This window comes from Mesorhizobium sp. LjNodule214, assembly GCF_964252735.1.
Lineage (GTDB): Bacteria > Pseudomonadota > Alphaproteobacteria > Rhizobiales > Rhizobiaceae > Mesorhizobium.
Window position 1 is genome coordinate 136,299 of sequence record NZ_CAXUPE020000001.1, and the last position, 20,284, is coordinate 156,582.

The 20,284-nt window shown below is 64.1% G+C and carries 17 protein-coding genes; 4 read left to right on the plus strand and 13 right to left on the minus strand.

The genetic code is table 11. From position 1 onward, the window contains the following. Positions 1 to 53: 53 nt before the first annotated feature. Positions 54 to 296: a YMGG-like glycine zipper-containing protein gene (locus ACSQ3Z_RS00590; protein ID WP_120013455.1), complete on the plus strand. Its 243-nt coding sequence runs from the start codon at positions 54 to 56 to the stop codon at positions 294 to 296. A gap of 219 nt (positions 297 to 515) precedes the next feature. Here the strand turns inward: ACSQ3Z_RS00590 and ACSQ3Z_RS00595 are convergent, their stop codons facing one another. The 4 genes from ACSQ3Z_RS00595 to xylF all read right to left on the minus strand — a co-directional run bounded on the left by ACSQ3Z_RS00595 (position 516) and on the right by xylF (position 5,598). After that, positions 516 to 2,135, minus strand: coding sequence for a CHASE domain-containing protein (locus tag ACSQ3Z_RS00595; protein WP_436169492.1), 1,620 nt, complete (start codon positions 2,133 to 2,135; stop codon positions 516 to 518). 131 nt (positions 2,136 to 2,266) lie between these two features. Next, entirely contained in the window at positions 2,267 to 3,064 is a 798-nt protein-coding gene (locus ACSQ3Z_RS00600) for an ATP-binding cassette domain-containing protein (protein ID WP_436169493.1), read from the minus strand. A gap of 13 nt (positions 3,065 to 3,077) precedes the next feature. Next, positions 3,078 to 4,409: a sugar ABC transporter permease gene (locus ACSQ3Z_RS00605; protein ID WP_436169494.1), complete on the minus strand. Its 1,332-nt coding sequence runs from the start codon at positions 4,407 to 4,409 to the stop codon at positions 3,078 to 3,080. 148 nt (positions 4,410 to 4,557) lie between these two features. Then, positions 4,558 to 5,598, minus strand: a complete 1,041-nt coding sequence (gene xylF / locus ACSQ3Z_RS00610; protein WP_436169495.1) for a D-xylose ABC transporter substrate-binding protein — start codon at positions 5,596 to 5,598, stop codon at positions 4,558 to 4,560. A 266-nt stretch (positions 5,599 to 5,864) separates the two neighbouring features. Between xylF and ACSQ3Z_RS00615 the strand changes: the two genes are divergently transcribed. Both ACSQ3Z_RS00615 and ACSQ3Z_RS00620 read left to right on the plus strand, forming a co-directional pair. Beyond that, the gene (locus ACSQ3Z_RS00615) at positions 5,865 to 7,106 is read left to right on the plus strand and encodes an ROK family protein (protein ID WP_436169496.1); all 1,242 of its coding nucleotides are present in this window, start codon (positions 5,865 to 5,867) and stop codon (positions 7,104 to 7,106) included. Between the two features lie 27 nt (positions 7,107 to 7,133). After that, positions 7,134 to 7,487 carry a hypothetical protein gene (locus ACSQ3Z_RS00620; RefSeq protein WP_436169497.1) on the plus strand — a complete coding sequence of 118 codons (354 nt, stop codon included), beginning with the start codon at positions 7,134 to 7,136 and terminating at the stop codon, positions 7,485 to 7,487. Positions 7,488 to 7,514: 27 nt separating this feature from the next. On the opposite strand, the gene phoB is transcribed toward ACSQ3Z_RS00620, so the two are convergent. From phoB to ACSQ3Z_RS00660, 8 genes are all read right to left on the minus strand, one after another. Next, the gene (gene phoB, locus ACSQ3Z_RS00625) at positions 7,515 to 8,204 is read right to left on the minus strand and encodes a phosphate regulon transcriptional regulator PhoB (protein ID WP_006203872.1); all 690 of its coding nucleotides are present in this window, start codon (positions 8,202 to 8,204) and stop codon (positions 7,515 to 7,517) included. 16 nt (positions 8,205 to 8,220) lie between these two features. After that, complete coding sequence (gene phoU / locus ACSQ3Z_RS00630; protein WP_436169498.1) at positions 8,221 to 8,931, minus strand: phosphate signaling complex protein PhoU; 711 nt, start codon at positions 8,929 to 8,931, stop codon at positions 8,221 to 8,223. 38 nt (positions 8,932 to 8,969) lie between these two features. Beyond that, positions 8,970 to 9,794: a phosphate ABC transporter ATP-binding protein PstB gene (gene pstB / locus ACSQ3Z_RS00635; protein ID WP_006203874.1), complete on the minus strand. Its 825-nt coding sequence runs from the start codon at positions 9,792 to 9,794 to the stop codon at positions 8,970 to 8,972. Between the two features lie 15 nt (positions 9,795 to 9,809). Next, the gene (gene pstA, locus ACSQ3Z_RS00640) at positions 9,810 to 11,126 is read right to left on the minus strand and encodes a phosphate ABC transporter permease PstA (RefSeq protein ID WP_436169499.1); all 1,317 of its coding nucleotides are present in this window, start codon (positions 11,124 to 11,126) and stop codon (positions 9,810 to 9,812) included. Then, positions 11,123 to 12,583: a phosphate ABC transporter permease subunit PstC gene (gene pstC, locus ACSQ3Z_RS00645; protein WP_436169500.1), complete on the minus strand. Its 1,461-nt coding sequence runs from the start codon at positions 12,581 to 12,583 to the stop codon at positions 11,123 to 11,125. The genes pstA and pstC overlap by 4 nt, the downstream gene beginning before the upstream one ends. A gap of 96 nt (positions 12,584 to 12,679) precedes the next feature. Beyond that, complete coding sequence (locus tag ACSQ3Z_RS00650) at positions 12,680 to 13,708, minus strand: PstS family phosphate ABC transporter substrate-binding protein (protein ID WP_436169501.1); 1,029 nt, start codon at positions 13,706 to 13,708, stop codon at positions 12,680 to 12,682. 546 nt (positions 13,709 to 14,254) lie between these two features. After that, a complete protein-coding gene (locus ACSQ3Z_RS00655) occupies positions 14,255 to 18,502 on the minus strand; it encodes a response regulator (RefSeq protein WP_436169502.1) in 4,248 nt (1,415 codons plus the stop codon). A gap of 573 nt (positions 18,503 to 19,075) precedes the next feature. Further along, on the minus strand, positions 19,076 to 19,312 hold the full coding sequence (locus ACSQ3Z_RS00660) for a hypothetical protein (RefSeq protein WP_436169503.1): 237 nt from the start codon (positions 19,310 to 19,312) through the stop codon (positions 19,076 to 19,078). Positions 19,313 to 19,572: 260 nt separating this feature from the next. On the opposite strand from ACSQ3Z_RS00660, the gene ACSQ3Z_RS00665 reads away from it, so the two are divergent. After that, on the plus strand, positions 19,573 to 19,788 hold the full coding sequence (locus ACSQ3Z_RS00665; protein ID WP_436169504.1) for a hypothetical protein: 216 nt from the start codon (positions 19,573 to 19,575) through the stop codon (positions 19,786 to 19,788). A 51-nt stretch (positions 19,789 to 19,839) separates the two neighbouring features. Here the strand turns inward: ACSQ3Z_RS00665 and ACSQ3Z_RS00670 are convergent, their stop codons facing one another. Then, a complete protein-coding gene (locus ACSQ3Z_RS00670) occupies positions 19,840 to 20,211 on the minus strand; it encodes a hypothetical protein (protein ID WP_436169505.1) in 372 nt (123 codons plus the stop codon). Positions 20,212 to 20,284: the final 73 nt, after the last annotated feature.

A 20,284-nucleotide genomic window follows, 5' to 3' on the forward strand; every position in this document is an offset into this window, starting at 1 on the left:
GCTAAATGACGGCTGGTGCTCGCTAAAGTGAGGACAAAGTGAGGAGAGACTCTATGCGGAAAGTGATTATTGCCATGGTTGCCGTGGTCGCAATCAGCGGCTGCAGCACGACCGAGCAGGACGTTGGCGTCGGCGCCGGTGTCGGCGCAGTGGCCGGCGGCCTGATCGGCGGCGGCAGGGGTGCGCTCATCGGCGCAGCCGTCGGCGCTGGATCCGGTCTGCTCGTGCGCAACCTGCGCAATGGCTATTGCCAGTACCGCGACAATCGCGGTCGTCTCTACACGGCCCGCTGCTGATCCGCTTCAGCATGCAAGCAACAGCAACGGAGACCGGTTCGTCCGGTCTCCGTTTTTCTGCGTCGTGGTTTCCGTCCGGAATTGCATAAAAACAAATAGTTAGAGCAATTCCAGGAAAAGTGTGAAACGGTTTTCCGTCCGGAATTGCGTCAAAACAAACAGATAGAGCGGTTCTGCGTTTCCGTGAAACGATGAACCGCTCTAGAGCCGGCCAGCGATTCAGACCAATGGGATCCTGATTTTCACCCTCAGCCCGTCGGCGTGAAAGTCTCGCTTGATCGTACCGCGCAATTCGCGCGTGACGTTGAGATCGATCAGCTTGGTGCCGAAGCCGGTCTTGACCGGCGCTTCCAGCCTCTTGCCCCCGGTTTCACGCCAGTTGAGCGCCAGCGTCCTGTCATGCCCACGGCCTTCGACCGACCAGTCGACCTTGAGCGCGCCCACCGAATTGCCGGCCTCGCCATATTTCAGCGCATTCGTCGCCAACTCATGGAAGGTCAGGCCGAGCGCCTGCGTCGTCGTCTCGTCGAGCAGCACTTCCGGCCCCGACAATATCCCCACGGGAAGCTCCTTGCCGAACACCTGGCCAAGCTCGATGCGCAGCAGGTCGCCGAGATCGGCCTTCTGCCAGCGCGAGCGCGTCAGCATGTCCTGCGAAGCAGCCATCGCCTGCAGCCTGGCCGAAAAGGATGACGAGAACTCCTTCACGTCGGTGGCGTGCGAGGCCGTCTGGCGGGCGATCGCCAGCACCCTGGTGATCGAGTTCTTGATGCGATGCTTCATCTCCTGCAGCATCAGGTCCTTTTCGAGCAGGCTCTTTTCGGTCGTCTCGTGCAGCAGCGAAACCGCGTCATAGGCCCGCTCCTGAAAGCGGGCCACCAGCGCAATGGCACCGGCAAGCAGCAAACCGAACAGGCCGAGCATCACCGGAATGGCGCGCGAAGAGGGCTGCGAGAAGGCGCTTGTCGGCCTGAACAGGACGGTCCATTGCCGCCCTGCCACGACGAGCTTGCGGGTGACCAGCAGCCGGTCGCCGAATATCGAAACCGGCGGCGTCTCAGACTGGAACAGAAGATTTCCGGCATCCACCTCGCCGTCATAGATTTCGGTATTGACCGGCAGCAGCGGCGCGCGGCTAAGCGCGATCTGGAACAGGTCGCGGGCGCGGAAGGCAGCATAGAGGAAACCCGCCGTCGAGGAGCGCGTGGCATTGATGACATCAGGCGCGGTCTCGACATTGAGCCGCACGAAGACCAGGAAGCCTGTAAAGGTCTGGGCGGCACCTGTCCCCTGGCCGAGTTGGATCAGGCCGCTTGCGTGCTGCTGGTCGTCGGCCATCGCCTTTTCGATCGCCACCCGCCGGACCGGTTCGGTGAACATGTCGAAGCCGATGCTGGCCTCGTTGGACGGATCCATCGGTTCGAAAAGCACGATCGGCGCGCGCCATGGCTCCGTCGTCGCCGGATAGACCGCATGCGCGACACCCTGGTCGCGCAGTATGTCGCGCTCGACCGCGGCCTCGTCTCCGGTCTTGGCCAGCCTGAGATAACCGATGCCGCGCAGTCCGGCGAAATTGTTGTCGACATCGAGCGCGCTGAAGAAAGCCTTGAACTCGCCGCGCGAAATGTCGCCGTTGCGGACGTCGAACAGCGCCTGGGTCGAGCGCAGCAGCGACAGATGCAGATCGATGCGGCTCTCGATGCGATTGAGCGCGTCATCCGCCGTCGCCGCGAACTTGATGCGCGCCGCCTCCTGTGTGGCGAAATAGGCAAAGCCCGCCATCGTCAGGCTGATCAGCGCGACGGCGATGAAGGCGACGATCGGGAAAAACTTCTTCAATGGATGGTGTTGTCCATGGGCGATTCGGACCCTTTTATGGGCAAGTCCCCGCGCCAACACAATGGCGCGGCCAAACCATCATGACGGCTGGCATATCACATAGAAGACAATTAGCCGGCTTACTTTGTGCTTCAGGCCGCAATTTTCAGTGCGCCTGGCCCGGGAACGGCACCGGGCGGGCATTTGCCGAGGATGATCATGCCGAGCACCTCGTCCTGCGTGACGTCGCTGGTGCGCGCTGTGCCGACGACCTGGCCGTTCTTCATCACGCAGACCCGGTCGGCAAGCTCGAACACGTCGTGGATGTCATGGCTGATCAGGAAAATGCCGATGCCGTCGGCCTTCAACTGCCTGACCAGTTCGCCGACCTGGGCTGTTTCCTGCGGCCCAAGTGCGGCCGTCGGCTCGTCCATGATCAGGATGCGGGCATTGAACAGGATGGCGCGTGCGATCGCCACCGACTGCCGCTGGCCGCCCGAGAGCTTGACCACCGGTTCCTTGAAGCGCTGGAAGCGCGGATTGAGGCGGCCCATCACCTTGCGCGCCTCGGCCTCCATGGCGACATCGTCGAGCGTGCCCCAGCCGGTCATCAGCTCGCGGCCGAGAAACAGGTTGGCGGCGGCGTCGACGTTGTCGGCAAGCGCCAGCGTCTGGTAGATCGTCTCGATGCCGTATTTCTTGGCGTCGCGCGGGTTGAAGATCGAAGCCTCCACGCCGTTGACGAAGATCTGGCCCGCATCGCGCTTGTAGGCGCCGGACAGGATCTTGATCAGCGTCGACTTGCCGGCGCCGTTATGGCCGAGCAGCGCCACCACTTCGCCCGGGAAGAGATCGATCGACGCATCATCGACGGCGCGAATACCGCCGAAGGCGATCGAGATGTTGCGCATGTCGATCAGCGGGGTGCCCGTGGCAGTAGTCTTTTCCATGGCCGCGTCCTCCTCAGACTCGCTTGCGATAGACGGTGTCGAGCCAGACGGCGACGACCAGCACGGCACCGACGACGATGCTCTGCAGCGGCGAGTCGATGCCGAGCAGCACCATGCCGGACTGCAGCGACTGCATCAGCAGCGCGCCGAGCATGGCGCCAAGCACGGTTCCGGAGCCGCCGGCCAGCGACGTGCCGCCGATGACGGCGGCGGCAATGACCAGAAGCTCGTCCAGCGTGCCCAGCGCATTGGTCGAGGCGTTGAGGCGCGCCGACGAGATCGCTGCGCTGATCGCAGCCAGCACGCCCATGATCATGAACACCTTCATCGTTACCCAGCGGGTGTTGATGCCGGCTAGTTCCGCCGCTTCCGGATTGCCGCCGATGGCGAAGACATAACGGCCGAACCGGGTCCGCCTGGTGATGAAGGTCATGACGATGCCGACCGCGACCGCCATCAGCACCGGGATCGCGATGCCATGGGCGATGAACAGGCCGCCTTCGGGAATGGTGATGCCGTTCTGCTGCGCGTACTGGCGCACGATGCCGACCGGCCATGGATAGGAATTGGCAATCCACACCGCGCCAAGGATGGCGGCGCAGGCGACCACGCCGAGGAATGTCTCTGCCCACACCGGGCGCAGCGGGAAGTTGAACCGTTTGCGCTGCGAGCGGCCGTTGAGCAGCGCGAAGGCGACTGCCGCGCAAGCCACGACACCGACGATCCAGCTGGCGGTGGCGCCAATGGAACCGCGCGGGCCGCCGCCCATCAGCTGGAAGGTGGCGTCGAGCGGCGCGACCGTGCGGCCGCTGGTGATCAGCCACGCCATGCCGCGCCAGACCAGCAGGCCGCCCAGTGTCACGATGAAGGCCGGCACCTCCATATAGGCGATGATGAAGCCCTGGAACGCGCCGATCAAAAGGCCGAGCGCCACGCCGACGGCGAGTGCGATGATCCAGAGCCAGGGATTGCCGAGCTGGAAGCCGATGACGCGAATGAGGAATTCGGCCTGCGCCACGCCCATGATCATGCCGATCACACCTTCGACGGAGCCGACCGAAAGGTCGATGTTGCGCATGACGATGACCAGCACCATGCCGGTCGCCATGATCGCCACCGACGAGGTCTGCACCGACAGGTTCCACAGATTGCGCGGCGTCAGGAAAAGTCCGCCCGACAGGAGGTGGATGCCGATCCAGATGACCAGCAGCGCGCCGACCATGCCGAGCATGCGCGTGTCGAGTTCGGTCGCCTTGAGGAAACGTCCAACGGCGCTGAGCTCGGCAGCCCGCGCCCGATCCGCGGTCGCATTGGCGACCGGCGTGTTGGAAGCCGTATCGGTCATGATGTCCTCCCACCGGTCTGCCGTCTGGCGCGGTTGCCGGAACACGATGCTATTGGCTTTCCCGGCTCAATTGAAGCGGAAAGCCCCTTTGAGAAACGCCGCGGCTTTAGGGCCGCGGCGCCGAACTCGCTACCGGTATCGGCCGGCTTTAGTTGCAGGCCGCGACGCTGCCCGCGGCGACACCAGCGCAGACCTCGTCCTTCTTGATCCAGCCGGCGTCGATGACGACATTGAGGTTGTCCTTGGTGATCGCGACCGGCGTCAGGAACAGCGACTTGACGGTGTTGCCGCCCGGCGTGGTGAAGTCCTTGACGCCGGCGATATCGGTCATCTGCTTTCCGTCGGCCAGCTGCGAGGCGATCTCGGCGGCGTTCTTGCCGAGCTCGCGCGCGTCCTTCCACACCGACACGGTCTGCGTGCCAAGCGCGATGCGGTTCAGCGCGGCGTGGTCGCCGTCCTGGCCCGAGACCGGAACGGTTCCGGCCAGCCCCTGCGCCGTCAGAGCGGCAACGACACCGCCGGCGGTGCCGTCATTGGCCGCCACCACCGCATCGACCTTGTTGTCGTTGGCAGTCAGGAACTGTTCCATGTTCTTCTGCGCATTGGCCGGCAGCCAGCCGTCCGTATAGGCCTCGCCGACATTCTTGATCTTGCCGCCGTCGATGGCTTCCTTCAGCACTTCCATGGAGCCGGCGAACAGGAAATCGGCGTTCGGATCGGCGCCCGAACCCTTGATGAAGACATAGTTGCCCTCCGGCTTGACCTTGAACACTTCGCGGGCCTGCATGCGGCCGACTTCCTTGTTGTCGAAGGTCAGGTAGAAGACGTCCTTGTTCTCGATCAGTCGGTCGTAGCCGACGACCGGAATGCCTTCGTCAAGCGCCTTCTGCACCGCCGGCCCGATGGCCGAGGCGTCCTGCGCCAGCACGATCAGCGCATTCGCACCCTGCGAGATCAGGCTTTCGACGTCGGTCAGCTGCTTGCCGGGATTGGACTGCGCGTCGGCGGAAATGTACTTGTCGCCGGCAGCCTCGATCGCCGCCTTCATTGCCGCCTCGTCGGTCTTCCAGCGCTCTTCCTGGAAGTTCGACCATGACACGCCAATGACCTTGTCCTTCGCCTGCGCGACCGACGCCAGTGTCAGCGACATGGCGACACCCGCCAGCATGGCGACTGCAAATTTCTTCATGATATCCTCCCTGCGCCGCGCGCGGCGCGACAAAACTGACCCGAAGGTCGGCACAAGGCTCTATTTTTTCGAGCCTCGAAAAAACACTGATGCAACGACAAAGCGCTGTCAACATCGATTCTGATGGATTTTGATGGGTCGGCGACTTTTTTTCGAGTCTCGGAATAAATAAATGACAGGGCTTCCCACTTCTGCCAATATTCGATGAGCGCGTCGACGGCCTTCGACGTCACGAAAGGCTGCGGCGGCAGGGAGGAACGCAGGCCATGTCGGTTGGAATCCGCCACGACGATCTACGCCGGCGCAACCGGGCGATGGTGATTTCGGCCGTGCGCCGGGCCGGCCAGCCGTCACGGACCGAGATCGCCGCGACTACCGGCCTCAGCCATTCGACCATTTCGGCGATCTCGTCAGACCTGATCCAGGAAGGCATCCTCACTGAGAGCAAGCCGAGCGAGACGGCTTCACTGAAGCGCGGCCGGCCGCAGGTCGGCCTCGGCCTCAATCCGGAAGCCACGGCGGTGATGACCGTGGTGCTGTCGCTGAACTTCCTCTCCGTCGCCGTCATCGATTATGCCGGACAGGTCATTGCCGAGGAACAGCGCCGCCTCGACACGCTGACCATGCCGCGCGACGAGCTGATCGGCGAATGCACGGCAATAGTCCGGCGCCGGTTCGAGGATCCGGACCTCGATGTGCGCAGCGTCGCCCGCATCGCGATGGGCATCCAGGGCATCACCGACACCCATGCCCGCGCCATGCTGTGGTCGCCGATCACGTCGCTGACCGACATCCCCTTTGCCGACATTCTGGAAGGCGAATTCGGCATTCCCGCCACCATGGAAAACGACTGCAACATGATGGCGGTGGCGCTGCAATGGCGCGATCCCGACCGCTACCGCGACGATTTCATCGCCATCCTGCTCTCGCACGGCATCGGCATGGGGCTGGTGCTGAAGGGCGAACTGTTCACCGGCACTCATTCGTCCGGCGGCGAGTTCGGCCACATGATCCACCGGCCGGGCGGTGCGCTCTGCCGCTGCGGACGGCGCGGCTGCGTCGAGGCCTATGCCGGCAACTATGCCATCTGGCGCAACGCCAGGATGATGAGCGAGGATGCCGAACCGGTCGATGTCGGCGATGCCGACATGCGCGCGCTCGCCGCGCGGGCGCGCGAGACCGACGGCCCGGAGCGCGAAGCCTATCGCAAGGCCGGCGAGGCGCTCGGCTTCGGCCTTGGCAGCCTGTTCGCACTGATCGACCCGGCACCGGTCGCCATGGTCGGCGTCGGCGCCGCCGCCTTCGATCTGATCGAACCGGCGCTGCGCGAGGCGATTGCCCAGACTGCCGGCGGCCAGCACTCGAAATCGATCTCCTTCGACACCGAGCCGAATGAGTTGCCGCTGATCCGCGAGGGCTGCGCCATGCGCGCGCTCGGCTTCGTCGACCAGGAGATTTTTGCGCCGGGCGTCCAGCAGCGAACGGTCGCCGGCAAGAGCGTTGCCTGAAACGTCAGACCCCAATCGTGAGCGTCTATGATGAAGAGCTACCGTAACCGGCATGGCGTGACATATTACCTGCCGGACTTCGGCCCGCCAGTCCGTTGGCTTTCTTGCGCCGATGTCTCGTCCCGTGAAACTGATCTTCCCGTCGTGTCCTACTTCGAATGCGACGCCGGAAATCTTGGCTGTCGGGCAATGCACATTTACGCAGATGGTCGCGTGCTCCTCGCCTATCCCGGCGGCCTCGACGGCGATCACTTGCCCGAAGGGGAGCTGCCGCCGGTGGGAGAGGTCGACGACCCAGATGGCGCGCAAACCCGCGAGACCACCAAACCCGAGTTCGATGCTCTGTGGGCTGTACTGTCTCGCTTAGAAAGTAGCGCGTGAATCCCGATCTGTCGGGATGGAAGGGTCCTAATCTTCCCGGATCGCGTAGCCTGCGCCGCGGATGGTGCGGATGACGTCGGGCATGCGGCCATTGTTGACCGCCTTGCGCAGCCGGCCGACATGCACGTCGACCGTGCGCTCGTCGATATAAATCGTCTCGCCCCAGACATTGTCGAGCAACTGGCTGCGCGAAAACACCCGGCCCGGATGCCGCATCATGAATTCGAGCAGCCGGAACTCGGTCGGCCCGAGCCTGATCTCGCTCTTCTTGCGGTAGACCCGGTGCGACTCGCGGTCGAGCACTATGTCGCCGACCTTGAGCATGCTGGACAGCACTTCCGGCTTGGCGCGGCGCAGCAGCGCCTTGACCCTGGCCATGAATTCCGGCGTCGAGAACGGCTTGACCAGATAGTCGTCGGCGCCGGTGGAGAGGCCCCGCACGCGGTCGCTCTCTTCGCCACGCGCCGTCAGCATGATGATCGGCAGCCGCTCGGTCTCGGGCCGCATCCTCAGGCGCCGGCAAAGCTCGATGCCGGAAACCGCCGGCACCATCCAGTCGAGCACCAGAAGATCGGGCACATTCTCCTGTAGGCGGATCTCGGCCTCGTCGCCGCGCGTCACCACCTCGACCTGGTAGCCTTCGGATTCCAGATTGTAGCGGAGCAGCACCCCCAGCGGCTCCTCGTCCTCCACCACCATGATGCGTGGCGCGATCATCGGTCGGTTACCCCTGTCATGCCGCCGGTGCGGACATCGCCGTCTCGTCCTGTTTGGGACGATTGGCGGGCAATTGCGAGCCGGTCAGAACGTAGTAGGCGTTCTCGGCAATGTTGGTGACATGGTCGCCGATGCGCTCCAGATTCTTGGCGCAAAACAGCAGATGCGTGCAGGCCGTGATGTTGCGCGGATCCTCCATCATGTAGGTCAGCAGCTCGCGGAACACCGACGTGTACTTGACGTCGATGCGCTCGTCGTCGTTCCGAAGCTTGGCGAGTGCCGCAGCGTCGGCGGCGGCGTATTGCTCGATCACCCCTTGCACCTGGACCAGCACCAGCTGCGCCATCACATCGATGGTGTGCGAGAGGTCGCGCGGCGTGACGCTGAGGCCGACGGTGCCGACGCGCTTGGCGATGTTCTTGGCAAGGTCGCCGATGCGTTCGAGATCGCCGGCCATGCGGATCGAACCGACCACAGCGCGCAGATCGTTGGCCATCGGCTGGCGCTTGGCGATCAGCGTGATGGCGCGGTCGTCCAGCTCGCGCTGGCGCGCATCCATGATGGCGTCGTCTGAGACGACGCGCTGCGCCAGCGCATTGTCCGATGTCAGCAATGCACGGGTTGCCCCGCCGACCATCGAGCCGGCCAGTTCGCCCATGTCGGAGATCAGCTTACTGATCGCCCCGAGATCCTCGTCGAAAGAGGCGACGGTATGATGTTCACCCATGATCCTGTCCTCGTGCCTGAAAGTTGCCGCCGGACCGCTCAGCCGAACCGGCCGGTGATGTAGTCCTGCGTGCGCTTGTCGTCGGGGTTGGTGAACATCTTGTCGGTGGCGCCCTCCTCGACCAGATAGCCGAGGTGGAACATGGCCGTGCGCTGCGACACGCGCGCCGCCTGCTGCATCGAGTGCGTGACGATGACGATCGTGTAATTCTGGCGCAGCTCGTCGATCAGCTCCTCGACGCGAGCCGTGGCGATCGGGTCGAGCGCCGAGCAGGGCTCGTCCATCAGGATCACTTCCGGCGACACGGCGATGGCACGCGCGATGCACAGGCGCTGCTGCTGGCCGCCGGAAAGGCCGGTGCCGGGCTCTTGCAGGCGATCCTTCACCTCGTTCCAGATCGCCGCCTTCTTCAGGCTCGATTCGACGATCTGGTCCATGTCGGCCTTGCGCTTGGCCAGCCCGTGGATGCGCGGGCCGTAGGCGACGTTCTCGTAGATCGACTTCGGGAACGGGTTGGGCTTCTGGAACACCATGCCGACGCGGGCCCTGAGTTCGACGACATCGATGTTCTTGTCGTAGATGTCCTCTTCGTCCAGCGTGATCTTGCCGGTCACCCGCGCCGAGTCGATGGTGTCGTTCATGCGGTTGAGGCAGCGCAGGAAGGTCGACTTGCCGCAGCCGGAAGGGCCGATCAGCGCCGTCACCTGGTTGAGGCGGACGTCGAGATTAACGTCGAACAGCGCCTGCTTGTCGCCATAGAACACGCCGACCTTGTCGCCGCGCATCTTGATCACTTCGTTCGACTTGGCGTTCATCTTGTCGCCCACTGCGTTTTCGAGGGACTGTTCGGTCATGATGTTCATACCAGATGCCTTCTTTTACCAGCGCCGTTCGAAGCGGCGCCGCAGCACGATCGCTGTGATGTTCATGGCCATGAGGAAGACGAGCAGGATGATGATGGCGCCCGACATGCGCTCGACGAAGGCGCGTTCGGCCTCGTTGGCCCACATGTAGATCTGCACCGGCAGCGCCGTCGCCGGATCGAAAGGCGTCTTCGGATAGTCGGCGACGAAGGCGACCATGCCGATCAGCAGCAGCGGCGCGGTCTCGCCCAGCGCACGCGCCAGCCCGATGATGGTGCCAGTGAGGATGCCGGGGGCGGCGAGCGGCAGGATATGCTGGAACACCATCTGCATCTTGGACGCGCCGAGGCCGAGTGCTGCCGAGCGGATCGACGGCGGCACCGCGGCAAGGGCGGCGCGCGTGGCGATGATGATCGTCGGCAGCGTCATCAGCGTCAGCACCAGGCCGCCGACGAAAGCGGCCGAACGCGGCATGCCGAGGAAGTTGATGAACACGGCAAGCCCGAGCAGGCCGAAAACGATCGACGGCACCGCTGCCAGATTGTTGATGTTGACTTCGATCAGGTCGGTGAGGCGGTTCTTCTTGGCGAATTCCTCAAGATAGATCGAGGCGGCGACGCCGATCGGCAGCGCCAAGAGCAGCACGATCACCATCATGTAGAACGAGCCGATGATCGCCACCCCCATGCCCGACGTTTCCGGGCGGCTGGAGGCGCCATAGGAGAACAGGCCGGTGTTGAAGTGCTCGGCCATCGCCCCGTCGGCCTTGAGCTTGTTCATCCACGTGATCTGCTGGTCCGAGACCTTGCGGCGCGCCTCCTCGACACTGAGGTCGATCTGGCCCTTGAAGGCGGAGTCGAGATTGGCGGCGGCGAGGATGTTGACGTCGCGCGTCGTGCCGATGACCGACGGGTCGGCGGCGACGATGTCGCGCAGCTGGACGCGGGCGCCTTCCGACAGGAAGCCCTTGAGCTTCATGACCATCGGCTTGTTGCTGGGATCGATGCCGAGCTTGGCCACCAGCGCGCGTTCGGCGAGCTTGGGATAATTTGCCTTGATCAGCACGCTCGGATCGGTAGCGCGCTTGTTGGACGGATCGATCAGCTTCTCGTCGAAGCTGATCGGCAGCGTCACCGTCGTCTGCCAGAAGGCGGTGTAGCCCTTCGAGACGATGGTGATCAGCATGATGGCGAGGAACGCCAGGCCGACCGAGATCGCCAGCGCGCCATAGATGCGGAAGCGGCGTTCGGCGGCGTAGCGGGCCTTGAGGCCGATGTCGCGGCGCGGATGAGCCGCCGCCCGGACCATCGTATCCATGGGGATGTCGGTCATTCGTACTGCTCCCGGTATTTGCGCACGATGTACAGCGCGACGATGTTCATCACCAGCGTCAGCGCGAACAGCGTGAGGCCGAGCGCGAAGGCGACCAGCGTCTGCGGCGAATTGAACTCAAGGTCGCCGGTAAGCTGGTTGACGATCTTGACGGTGATGGTGGTCATCGCTTCGAACGGGTTGACGGTGAGGTTGGCGGCGACGCCGGCCGCCAGCACGACGATCATCGTCTCGCCGATGGCGCGCGAAGCGGTCAGCAGGATGGCGCCGACGATGCCGGGAAGTGCCGCCGGCAGGATCACCCGCTTGATCGTTTCCGAGCGCGTCGCGCCGAGACCGAGCGAGCCGTCGCGCATGGCGCGCGGCACCGCGGTGATGATGTCGTCGGACAGCGAGGACACGACCGGGATCAGCATGACGCCCATGACCAGGCCGGCGGTGAAGATGCTCTGGCCCTGGATGAAGGGCGAGCCGCCGGTCAGCGCCGCCGAGAGATCGCGCAGGAACGGCCCGAGCGTGACCACGGCAAAGATGCCGTAGACGATGGTCGGGATACCGGCGAGCAGTTCAAGCGCCGGCTTGACCACCCCGCGCACCTTGGGCGTTGCGTATTCGGCCATGTAGACCGCCGACATCAGCCCGACCGGCACCGCCACCAGCAGGGCGACGGCAGCGATGTAGAGCGTGCCGGCGAGCAGCGGGATCAGGCCGAACTGGCCCTGGCTGCCGCCCGAACCCGCGGCAGCGAAGCGCGGATCCCACACGGTGCCGAAGAAGAAGCTCATCGGCGACACGCTTTCGAAGAAGGTGATCGTCTGAAACAGCATCGACAGCACGATGCCGACTGTGGTCAGGATGGCGATGGTCGAGGCGGCGAGCAGCCCCCACAGCATCAGCTTCTCGACATTGTTCCTGGCGCGCGCCCGCGGTGCGATCTGCCTCAGCGCATAAAGGGCGCCGGCAATCGACAAAGCAAGCGTGATGACCGCGCCGAACAGGCCGAGCATGCCCTGGACCTTGTTCGCCTCGACGGCGATCGGGATCATGTAGTCCTGCGTATCCGATGCCAGCGCCACGCCCTTGGCAGCAAGCAGCGGCTGCAGCTCGGCAAAGGTGGCGGGCAGCACAGTGCTGCCGTCGAGTTGGCGCAAGCCCTTGGCCAGGCTCTTCACCAGGCTGACATCAAGCGCCTCGCTGGCAACCTTGCTGTCGGCCGTGCGCTCCGGCAGGGCGGCATGAATGTGCCGGTCGAGATAGACGGAAGAGCCAATGGTCCAGACGGCAAGCAGCAAAAGGGCGGGCAGGACGGCGAGCAGGAAAGCCCACCAGCCGTGATAGTGGGCGCGTGAATGTGGCTTCACCGTACCATTATCATGCGCGGAGGCACGCTGCCGGCCGATGAAGAATGCAACCAGGCCGATGGCAACGATAATGGCCAGTACGAGCAAGGACGACATGGACCCACCCCCGGGGAAGCTTAGTCGCCAGCGCCAATGCGGCAGGCGTTAAAACCAGGGCGCGGACTTGGTCCGCGCCCTGGTCTGGAAGATAGATTACATCGACTTCCCGGCGGCGAACGCGTCGCGCTGGGCCTGACGCTCGGCGTCCGGAGCAGGCACGAGGCCGTATTCGGCGAGCGGGCTTTCCGGGCCGACCATCTGGTCGTCGAGGAAGAATTCGACATATTCCTTCAGGCCCGGAACGACGCCGAGATGCGCCTTCTTGACGTAGAAGAACAGCGGGCGCGAAACCGGGTACTTGCCGCTGGCGATCGTCTCGGTCGAAGGCACGACGCCTTCCACGGTGGCGACCTTCAGCTTGTCGGCATTGTTCTCGTAGAAGGAGAGGCCGAACACGCCGACGCCGGTCTTGTTGGAGTCGATGCGAGCGAGAGTCTCGGTGTAGTCGCCGTCGATGTCGACAGCCTTGCCGTCCTTGCGGATGGCGATGCAGGTCTTGCCGATTTCCTTGGCGTCGGCAACGCCGGCGGCCTTGATGGCGTCCTTGTCGCAGCCGGCGTCGAGAAGCTTGGTCTCGAACACTTCGCGGGTGCCGTGCTTTTCACCCGGAATGTAGGCGGCGATATCCCAGTCGGGCAGCTTCGGATTGACCTGGCTCCACTTGGTGTTCGGGTTGTCGACCAGCTTGCCGTCGACAACCAGCTTGGCGGCGAGCGCCTTGTAGATGTCGGCGGGAACCAGCGCCCAGTCCGGACCCTTGATGTCGGTGGCGAAGACGATCCCATCATAGCCGATGCGAACTTCCTGGACTTCCTTGACGCCGGCGTCGGCGCAGGACTTCAGTTCGTCCTTCTTGATCGGACGCGAGGAGTTGGCGATGTCGATGGTGTCTTCGCCGACGCCCTTGCAGAATTCCTTGATGCCGGCGCCGCTGCCGCCGGACTCGACCACCGGGGTCTTGAAGTTGGTAAAGGTTTCGCCGAACTGCTCGGCGACGATCTTGGCATAGGGTAGCACGGTCGACGACCCGGCGACCTGGATCTGGTCGCGCGCGGCGGCGAAGCCGGACGACGCGGCGAGCGCAAGCGCTGCGGCCGACGCCGTGAGGAGAAATTTCTTCATGTGGCCTGCTCCTGTTCGGAAGATGGTCTCTCGGCACCCTTGTCCTAGGCGCCCGGTGAGGCCAATAACTCTCGATTATTACAGTCGCATGACAGTTTCATGTCAGCCCGGTAACGTCTGACAGCCACGTCGGAAACCGCCGGCTTCCAGCCTTGGCGGCGTATCGGAGGTTTGCCGCGGGAATCAGGGACTTGCGGGATTTTCTAGCCTCGTCTGCCCTCGGCGGCGCGAGCCGCGCCGCCGAGAAAGAAAAGCCGGACGGAAACGCGTTGCCCGTGGCCAGAGCGTGTCATGGCCGAGCCATCGCCGAAAACAGGTCCGTTGGGGTAGATTTGACGCTGTTCTAGTCGGCGGTCGCTGCTCCCGCCCGTAACCAAGGGAGCCAAATTCGATGCACCCATTGTCACGGCTGGTCGCCGATTTTGGTATGGTGCGATCGCACCATACCTTTGGGTCACCCGGCGTTTTCCGGGGCGCCGCGAGCAAATCGCGTGCGACGGCGACCGGCCTTGCAGACGGTGCAACGACGCACGCGGAGATAAGATCTTAGCCGGCGCTGCGCTGGGCCTGGCTGTCCGCGCCGATCCAGCGCTCAAGCTTTTCGAGCAGCGCCCTTGGGCTGATCGGCTTGGGCAGATAGTCGTCCATGCCGGCCTCCAGGCAGCGTTCGCGGTCGCCCTTCAGCGCATGCGCGGTGACGCCGACGATCGGCACATGCGTGCCCGTCTCTTCCTCGAGCCGGCGGATGGCGGCTGTCGCCTCCAGCCCGTTCATCTCCGGCATCGACACGTCCATCAGGATCATGCGTGGATTGAGCCTGCCGAAGGCGTCGAGCGCCTTGCGGCCATTGCCGACGATTTCGAAGCCATAGCCGGTCTCACCGAGGATCTGGGTGAACACCATCTGGTTCACCTCATTGTCCTCCGCGACCAGAATGTCGAGCCCGCGCTCGCCCGTGGCCCGGGCGCGCGCCCGAACCGGCGGCGGTTGCAGCTGGGCCCGCACCGAGGCCGCCGAGGACGGCTGTGCCGGCGCCGGTACCTGGGTGCCCCTGCCGCTCGCCGAGGGCAGCACGCGGCCGGCTTCCGTGCTGTGGTGGTGACGCTGGATGGTGGCGACCAGCGTCTCCAGGAGCACCGAGGAGCGCGCCGGCTTGATCAATTGGGCGTCTATGCCGAGGTCGCGGTAGCTGGTGTTGGCAAGCGACTGGTCGACGGAGGTCAGCATGATGATCGGCGTATGGGCGAGACCGGCGGTGTTGCGCACGATCCGCGCCATTTCGGCGCCGCTCATGTTAGGCATCTGGTAGTCGAGCACGACGCAGTCGACCGGAACGCCATAGGCGGCGGCCGCGATCAGCACCTTCAGCCCTTCGGCACCGCTTTCGGCCGCGCAGGAATCGAAGGTCCAGGAGGCCATCTGCTCGCTCAGGATCGACCGGTTGACGGCATTGTCGTCGACGATCAGCACCCGTGCGCCGGTCACGTCCACCGGCATGATCCGTTGCCCGCTTTGCTGCTCTGCCCTGGGCAGCGTCACCGTGAACCAGAAGGTCGAGCCCTTGCCTTCGGCGCTCTCCACGCCGATCTCGCCTTCCATCAGCTCGACCAGCCTCGACGTGATGGCAAGGCCGAGCCCGGTGCCTTCATGCCGCCTGGTCGACGAGGTGTCGACCTGGTTGAATTTCTCGAAGACGGCTTTCAGCTTCTCCTCGGGAATGCCGATGCCGGTGTCGGTGACCGAGATGGTCAGCTTCGTTCCCGCGGCAACCCGGACGCCGGTGACGTCGACCAGCACATGGCCTTCGTCGGTGAACTTCACCGCATTGCCGAGCAGGTTGGTGACGATCTGCCTTATGCGCCCGACATCGCCGATGAACTGGCTTTCGAGGCCGGGCTGGACGCGCACGATGAGCTCGAGATCCTTCTCCTTGGCGCGTGTCGACACCAGCGTCGCCACGTCCTCGATGGCCTCGGCAAGGTTGAAGGGCGCCGGATCGAGCACGAGCTGGCCGGCATCGATCTTGGAGAAATCCAGGATGTCATTGATGATGGTCAAGAGCGCGTTGCCCGACTTGACGATGATGTCGGTGAACGTCTTCTGCTTCGGGTCGAGGTCGGACTTGGCGAGCAGCTCCGCCATGCCGAGCACGCCATTCATCGGCGTGCGGATTTCGTGGCTCATATTGGCCAGGAATTCCGACTTGGCGCGGTCGGCAAGCACGGCGCGCTGGCGCGCCTCGCTGAGTTCGGCCTCGCGCTGCTTCAGCTCGGTGATGTCGGTGGTCGAGCCGATCAGATAGAGCGAGCCGTCGGACGCGATCATCGCGCCCTTGCGCGCGAACTGATGCCGCACGCTGCCGTCGGCCAGCGTCACTGTCTCCTCGATCTCCTGCGTCTCGCCGGTGCGCAGCACCGCGAGGTCGCTGGCGACGAAGGCTTCGCCGTCCTTGCCGAATATCTCGATGTCGGTCTTGCCGATCGCGTCTTCCCTGCTGAGACCGGTAAGATCGCACCAACCCTTGTTGACGTAGAATTGCCTGAGGTCGGAGCGCTTGGCGTAGATCGACACCGGCACATTGTCGATGAGGCTGCGGAACACCTCGTTCTCGCGCATGCTCTCTTCCAGCGCCCGCTCGCGCGCCTTGACGTCGGTGATGTCGGTGCTGGAGCCGACCAGATGCACCGACCCGTCGAGTGCCACCAGCCGGCTCTTGCGCGTCATCAATTGCCGCACAGTGCCGTCGCGATGGGTAACCGGCTCCTCGACCTCCCTCACCTTGCCGGTGACCACCACCTCGGTGTCGTCGTGGCTGTAGCTCTCGGCATCCGCGGTGCCGAAAAGCTGGCGGTCGGTTCGGCCGATGACCGCGTCCTTGGTCAGGCCGGTCAGCGCGCACCAGGCCTTGTTGACGAATTCGATGCTCAGATCCTGGGCCTTGATGAACGCCGCCACCGGCAATTCGTCCATGACGTGGCGGAACAGATCGATCTGGCGCATCGAGTCATGCAGCGCCTTCTCGCGACTCTTGATGTCGGAAATGTCGACGCGCACCCCGATGAAGGTGCCGTCGTCGGTCCGCATGTCGTAGACCTGATACCAGCGGCCGTCGGGATTGAGGCGCTCGTAGGACGAGTTCGGCAGGCGGTAGCGCGCCAGAATGCCGTCCGCCCAGCGGTCGGGATCGCTGTCGTAGAGCTTGTCTAACTCCGGATCGCCGCTGACACGGAAATAGCCGACCGAATGGCCCAACTCCAGCGCCTCGCGGAAGCTGCGGCCTGGCTGCCATACGGGTTTCAGGGCAGGCAGCGTATCCTGCAACTTGCGGTTGGCGAAGACGAACTTGTCGTCGCGGTCGTAGATGATGACGGCGGCCGGCAGCGATTCCAGCACGGAGGCAAGGTTCTTGCGGGCGTCCTCTGCTTCCGTCTCGCGCCGCTTGATCACCGCTTCGGCGAGCCGCGATTTCTCCAGCGTGTCGGCAAGCTCGGCCTCGCGGTCCTTCATCTCGGTGACGTCGACATAAGATATCAGCCGCTTGCCGCCGGCCAGCGGCGCCAGCGACGCAATCAACGTACGGCCGTCATTGCGCGGCAATTGCCTGGAGCCCGCCACGCCGGCCATGATTTCGGCCTCGCGCTCGGCCATGTGGCCCTGCCAGACCGCGTCGTCGGTGCCGTAGGGGTCCATGTCGCGGCTGGCCTGCATCAGCTCGCGGAAGCCGCAACCGATCCCGGCGCGGCGGGGATCGATTTTCCAGAAGTCATAGAAGGCGTGGTTGATCACCTCCGCGCGCATATCCGCATCGAGGACAAGGACACCGATCGGCATCTGATCGACCATGGTGCGAAGATTGGCGAAGGTCTCGGCGATCTTGGCGTTGGCGCTCTCGATCTCGGCGTCGCGACGCTTGACCTCGGTGACGTCGTAGTAGGTCAGCAGCCGCCTGCCGCCTGACAGGGCGGTGACCGAGAACATCATCGTCCTGCCGTTGGCGTGGAGAAACTCGCGCGGCGCGACGGAGCCGGCGCGAATTTCCTCGATGCGGGTGGCGAGGTAACGCTGCCATTGCTGCTCGTCGAGGTCGCCATAGATGCCGTTGCGGCGGTTGAGCTCCATCAACAGGCTGAACGGAGCACCGACGGTCACGGCGCCGTCCGGAATCCTGGAAAGTTCGCGATAGGCCTTGTTGACGATCAGCGTGTCGAGCCTGACGTCCAGAAGCACGACGCCCATGTGCATCGCATCCATCGTCCGCTCGAGATCGGCGAGATGCTGTTCGCTGCCCTCATCGCTGGGCAGGTCGTTCCGACCGAGTTCCTCGAAGGCACCGGCGAGTGCCGTCACGTTGCGACCGATGCCGCGATAGCCGGTGAAATTTCCTTCGGCGTCGAAGCCTGGCAGGCCGGTGATGGAGATCCAGCGGCAATCGCTGCGGCCGCCCTTCAGCTCATAGACGAAGTCACGAAACGGCCGGTGCGCCTGCAGATCCGCAAGATGCGCGGCAGCACTATGGCTGCCCTTCAGCACCTGCTTGAGAAAATCGAAACGGAAGCGACCGAGAACGCTGGCGGGTTCAATGCCGGTGGCCGCCTGATAATTGTCCGAAAGCCGAGAAAACCGCAGCTCGGCATCGGTTTCCCAGGTCCAGTCCGCAGCCGCGTCGAGCAGCTCGCGAAGCGCCTCGGGCGAAGACGCCTGCCCGGCGGGCGCAATCGCGTCGTCGCCACGCGTCGCTGGCTTGCGGGGACCGCCCTTGCCAGCCGTCCCGACTGTTTCGTCCACTTCCGCCATGCCGCTCCCACCCCCAGGACCGAACCCCCTTCGCGGCCCGTCGGCGGAATGTGCCCGAGAAGCATTAACGGACCGCTAACCATAACAAATCGCGGCCGGCCTCCGGCTGGGATTCCGGATCGGTCTCGATTGCGGCATGCATCGGTTGTCGGCCACGGCTCAGCCGCGTTATAAGTATATTGGGGTGTTGCTAATGTTCGGACGGATCCTGCTTGTTTTCCTTTGCCCGGCGCTGCTTGCAGCCGGCGGGTGCGCGCGCAGCGGCGACGGCACGGTGGTCATCCCGAAGCCGCTCGACGTCAGGCGTATCTGGGACAAGCCTCCACCCCATGTGCAAGCCAGCCAGTCGCAGACGGGTGTCTTTCCGGTCGCACCACCGCAGGCGCCAGCACGCTCGGCGGCCCGCAGGCTCGCCCCGCCGCCCACCCGGACAAGACAGGCTACATCCGATCCCCCACCCCTCTCTTCTTCCGACCCGGCCACGACGCTCGCCTGCAGGAATGTTAGCAAACCCGGCACGCGCTACCGCGTCGTCTGCGATTAGATTCGGCGAGCGAGACTTGCTCGACAGGGTCAGAGCGACGCCGCGCCCTTCTTGGGTTCCTTGGCGCCAAGCTTGTCCAGCGCGATGCGGACCTGCCGCAACTCGTCCTGCCAGCCGTCATCGTCGCCCATCGGTCCTTCCGATGCCGCACGCTGCAACCCGCGTGCCTCGGATTCGATGTCGCGAAGCCTGGCGATCTTCTGCTCGGTGGTCAGGGACTGGTCCTCGACAATCTCCTGCACCTTCATTTCCCTGAATGTGACCATGGCGATGGCTCCGGTTGGTCGTCTGCCACAACGCGGCAGCCGGCAAGCCGTTCCGGCGCGGAGCCCGTTCGCCTGGATCGGGGGCGACGGCCTGCCAGCCATCCGCCGAAAAGTCAGTCCGGTGGGAAAAAGGCCGGGCCGACCACCCGCACCGGCCGCGCGACCGCCGGCTTCGACCGTGACCAATTTCACTGTGGTCGGCGGCTTCCTGTGAAACCTTTGTCAGACGTCTCGCGTTGTAGGTAAAAAGGAGGGCGAAGATGTCTATACACTTCACCGTCTCGGGGCTGACCAAGAACCTGATCCACTCGCTTGGACTGGATCATCAGTGGTGGCCAAGAGCCCTGACCCCGGAGCAGAAACTGTTGGTGGAATGCTATCTGGCCGGCCAGATACCGGAATCGGCCTGGAGCGATTACGTGTTCGAGACGCCCGAGTTGCAACGGCACGTCAACGCCCGGCGCGGACGCCATTGAGCCTGCATCGGCCGGTCGTGAATCGAGCGGTCTGCGCCGGCAGGCGTCCGCCTATTGCTTTGGCGACTTGAACTGCAGCGTAAAGACATTGCCCGCAATGCCCTTGGCAAGCGCCGGCGAAAAGCTCAGCGGCAGGCAGTTCCGCAACGCGGCAGTCGCGGCATCGACAAAGGCCTTGCGCGCCTTTTCATCACCGGCCACCTTGACGGCCGTCGGCTTGGGCGGGCCGATGAGCGTGCCGTCGCGCTTGAAGCTGAAGCTCAATGTCACCGTCGAATTGCCTGTATCCGCCGGCGGCGTCCAGCAAGCCTGGATCGCCGTTCCGACATCGTTCATGGTGTTGAGCGATGCGGCATTCGATTGTCCGCCTGCCGCTATCAATACCGCGCCGGCAATCGCCGGCAGTGCTGCGCCGCGTTTCATTGCAAGTCCTCGTTTCTTCCACCCGGTTGCCAGTCCGCACACGGCAACTGAAATCGATGATAGGGTCGACGCC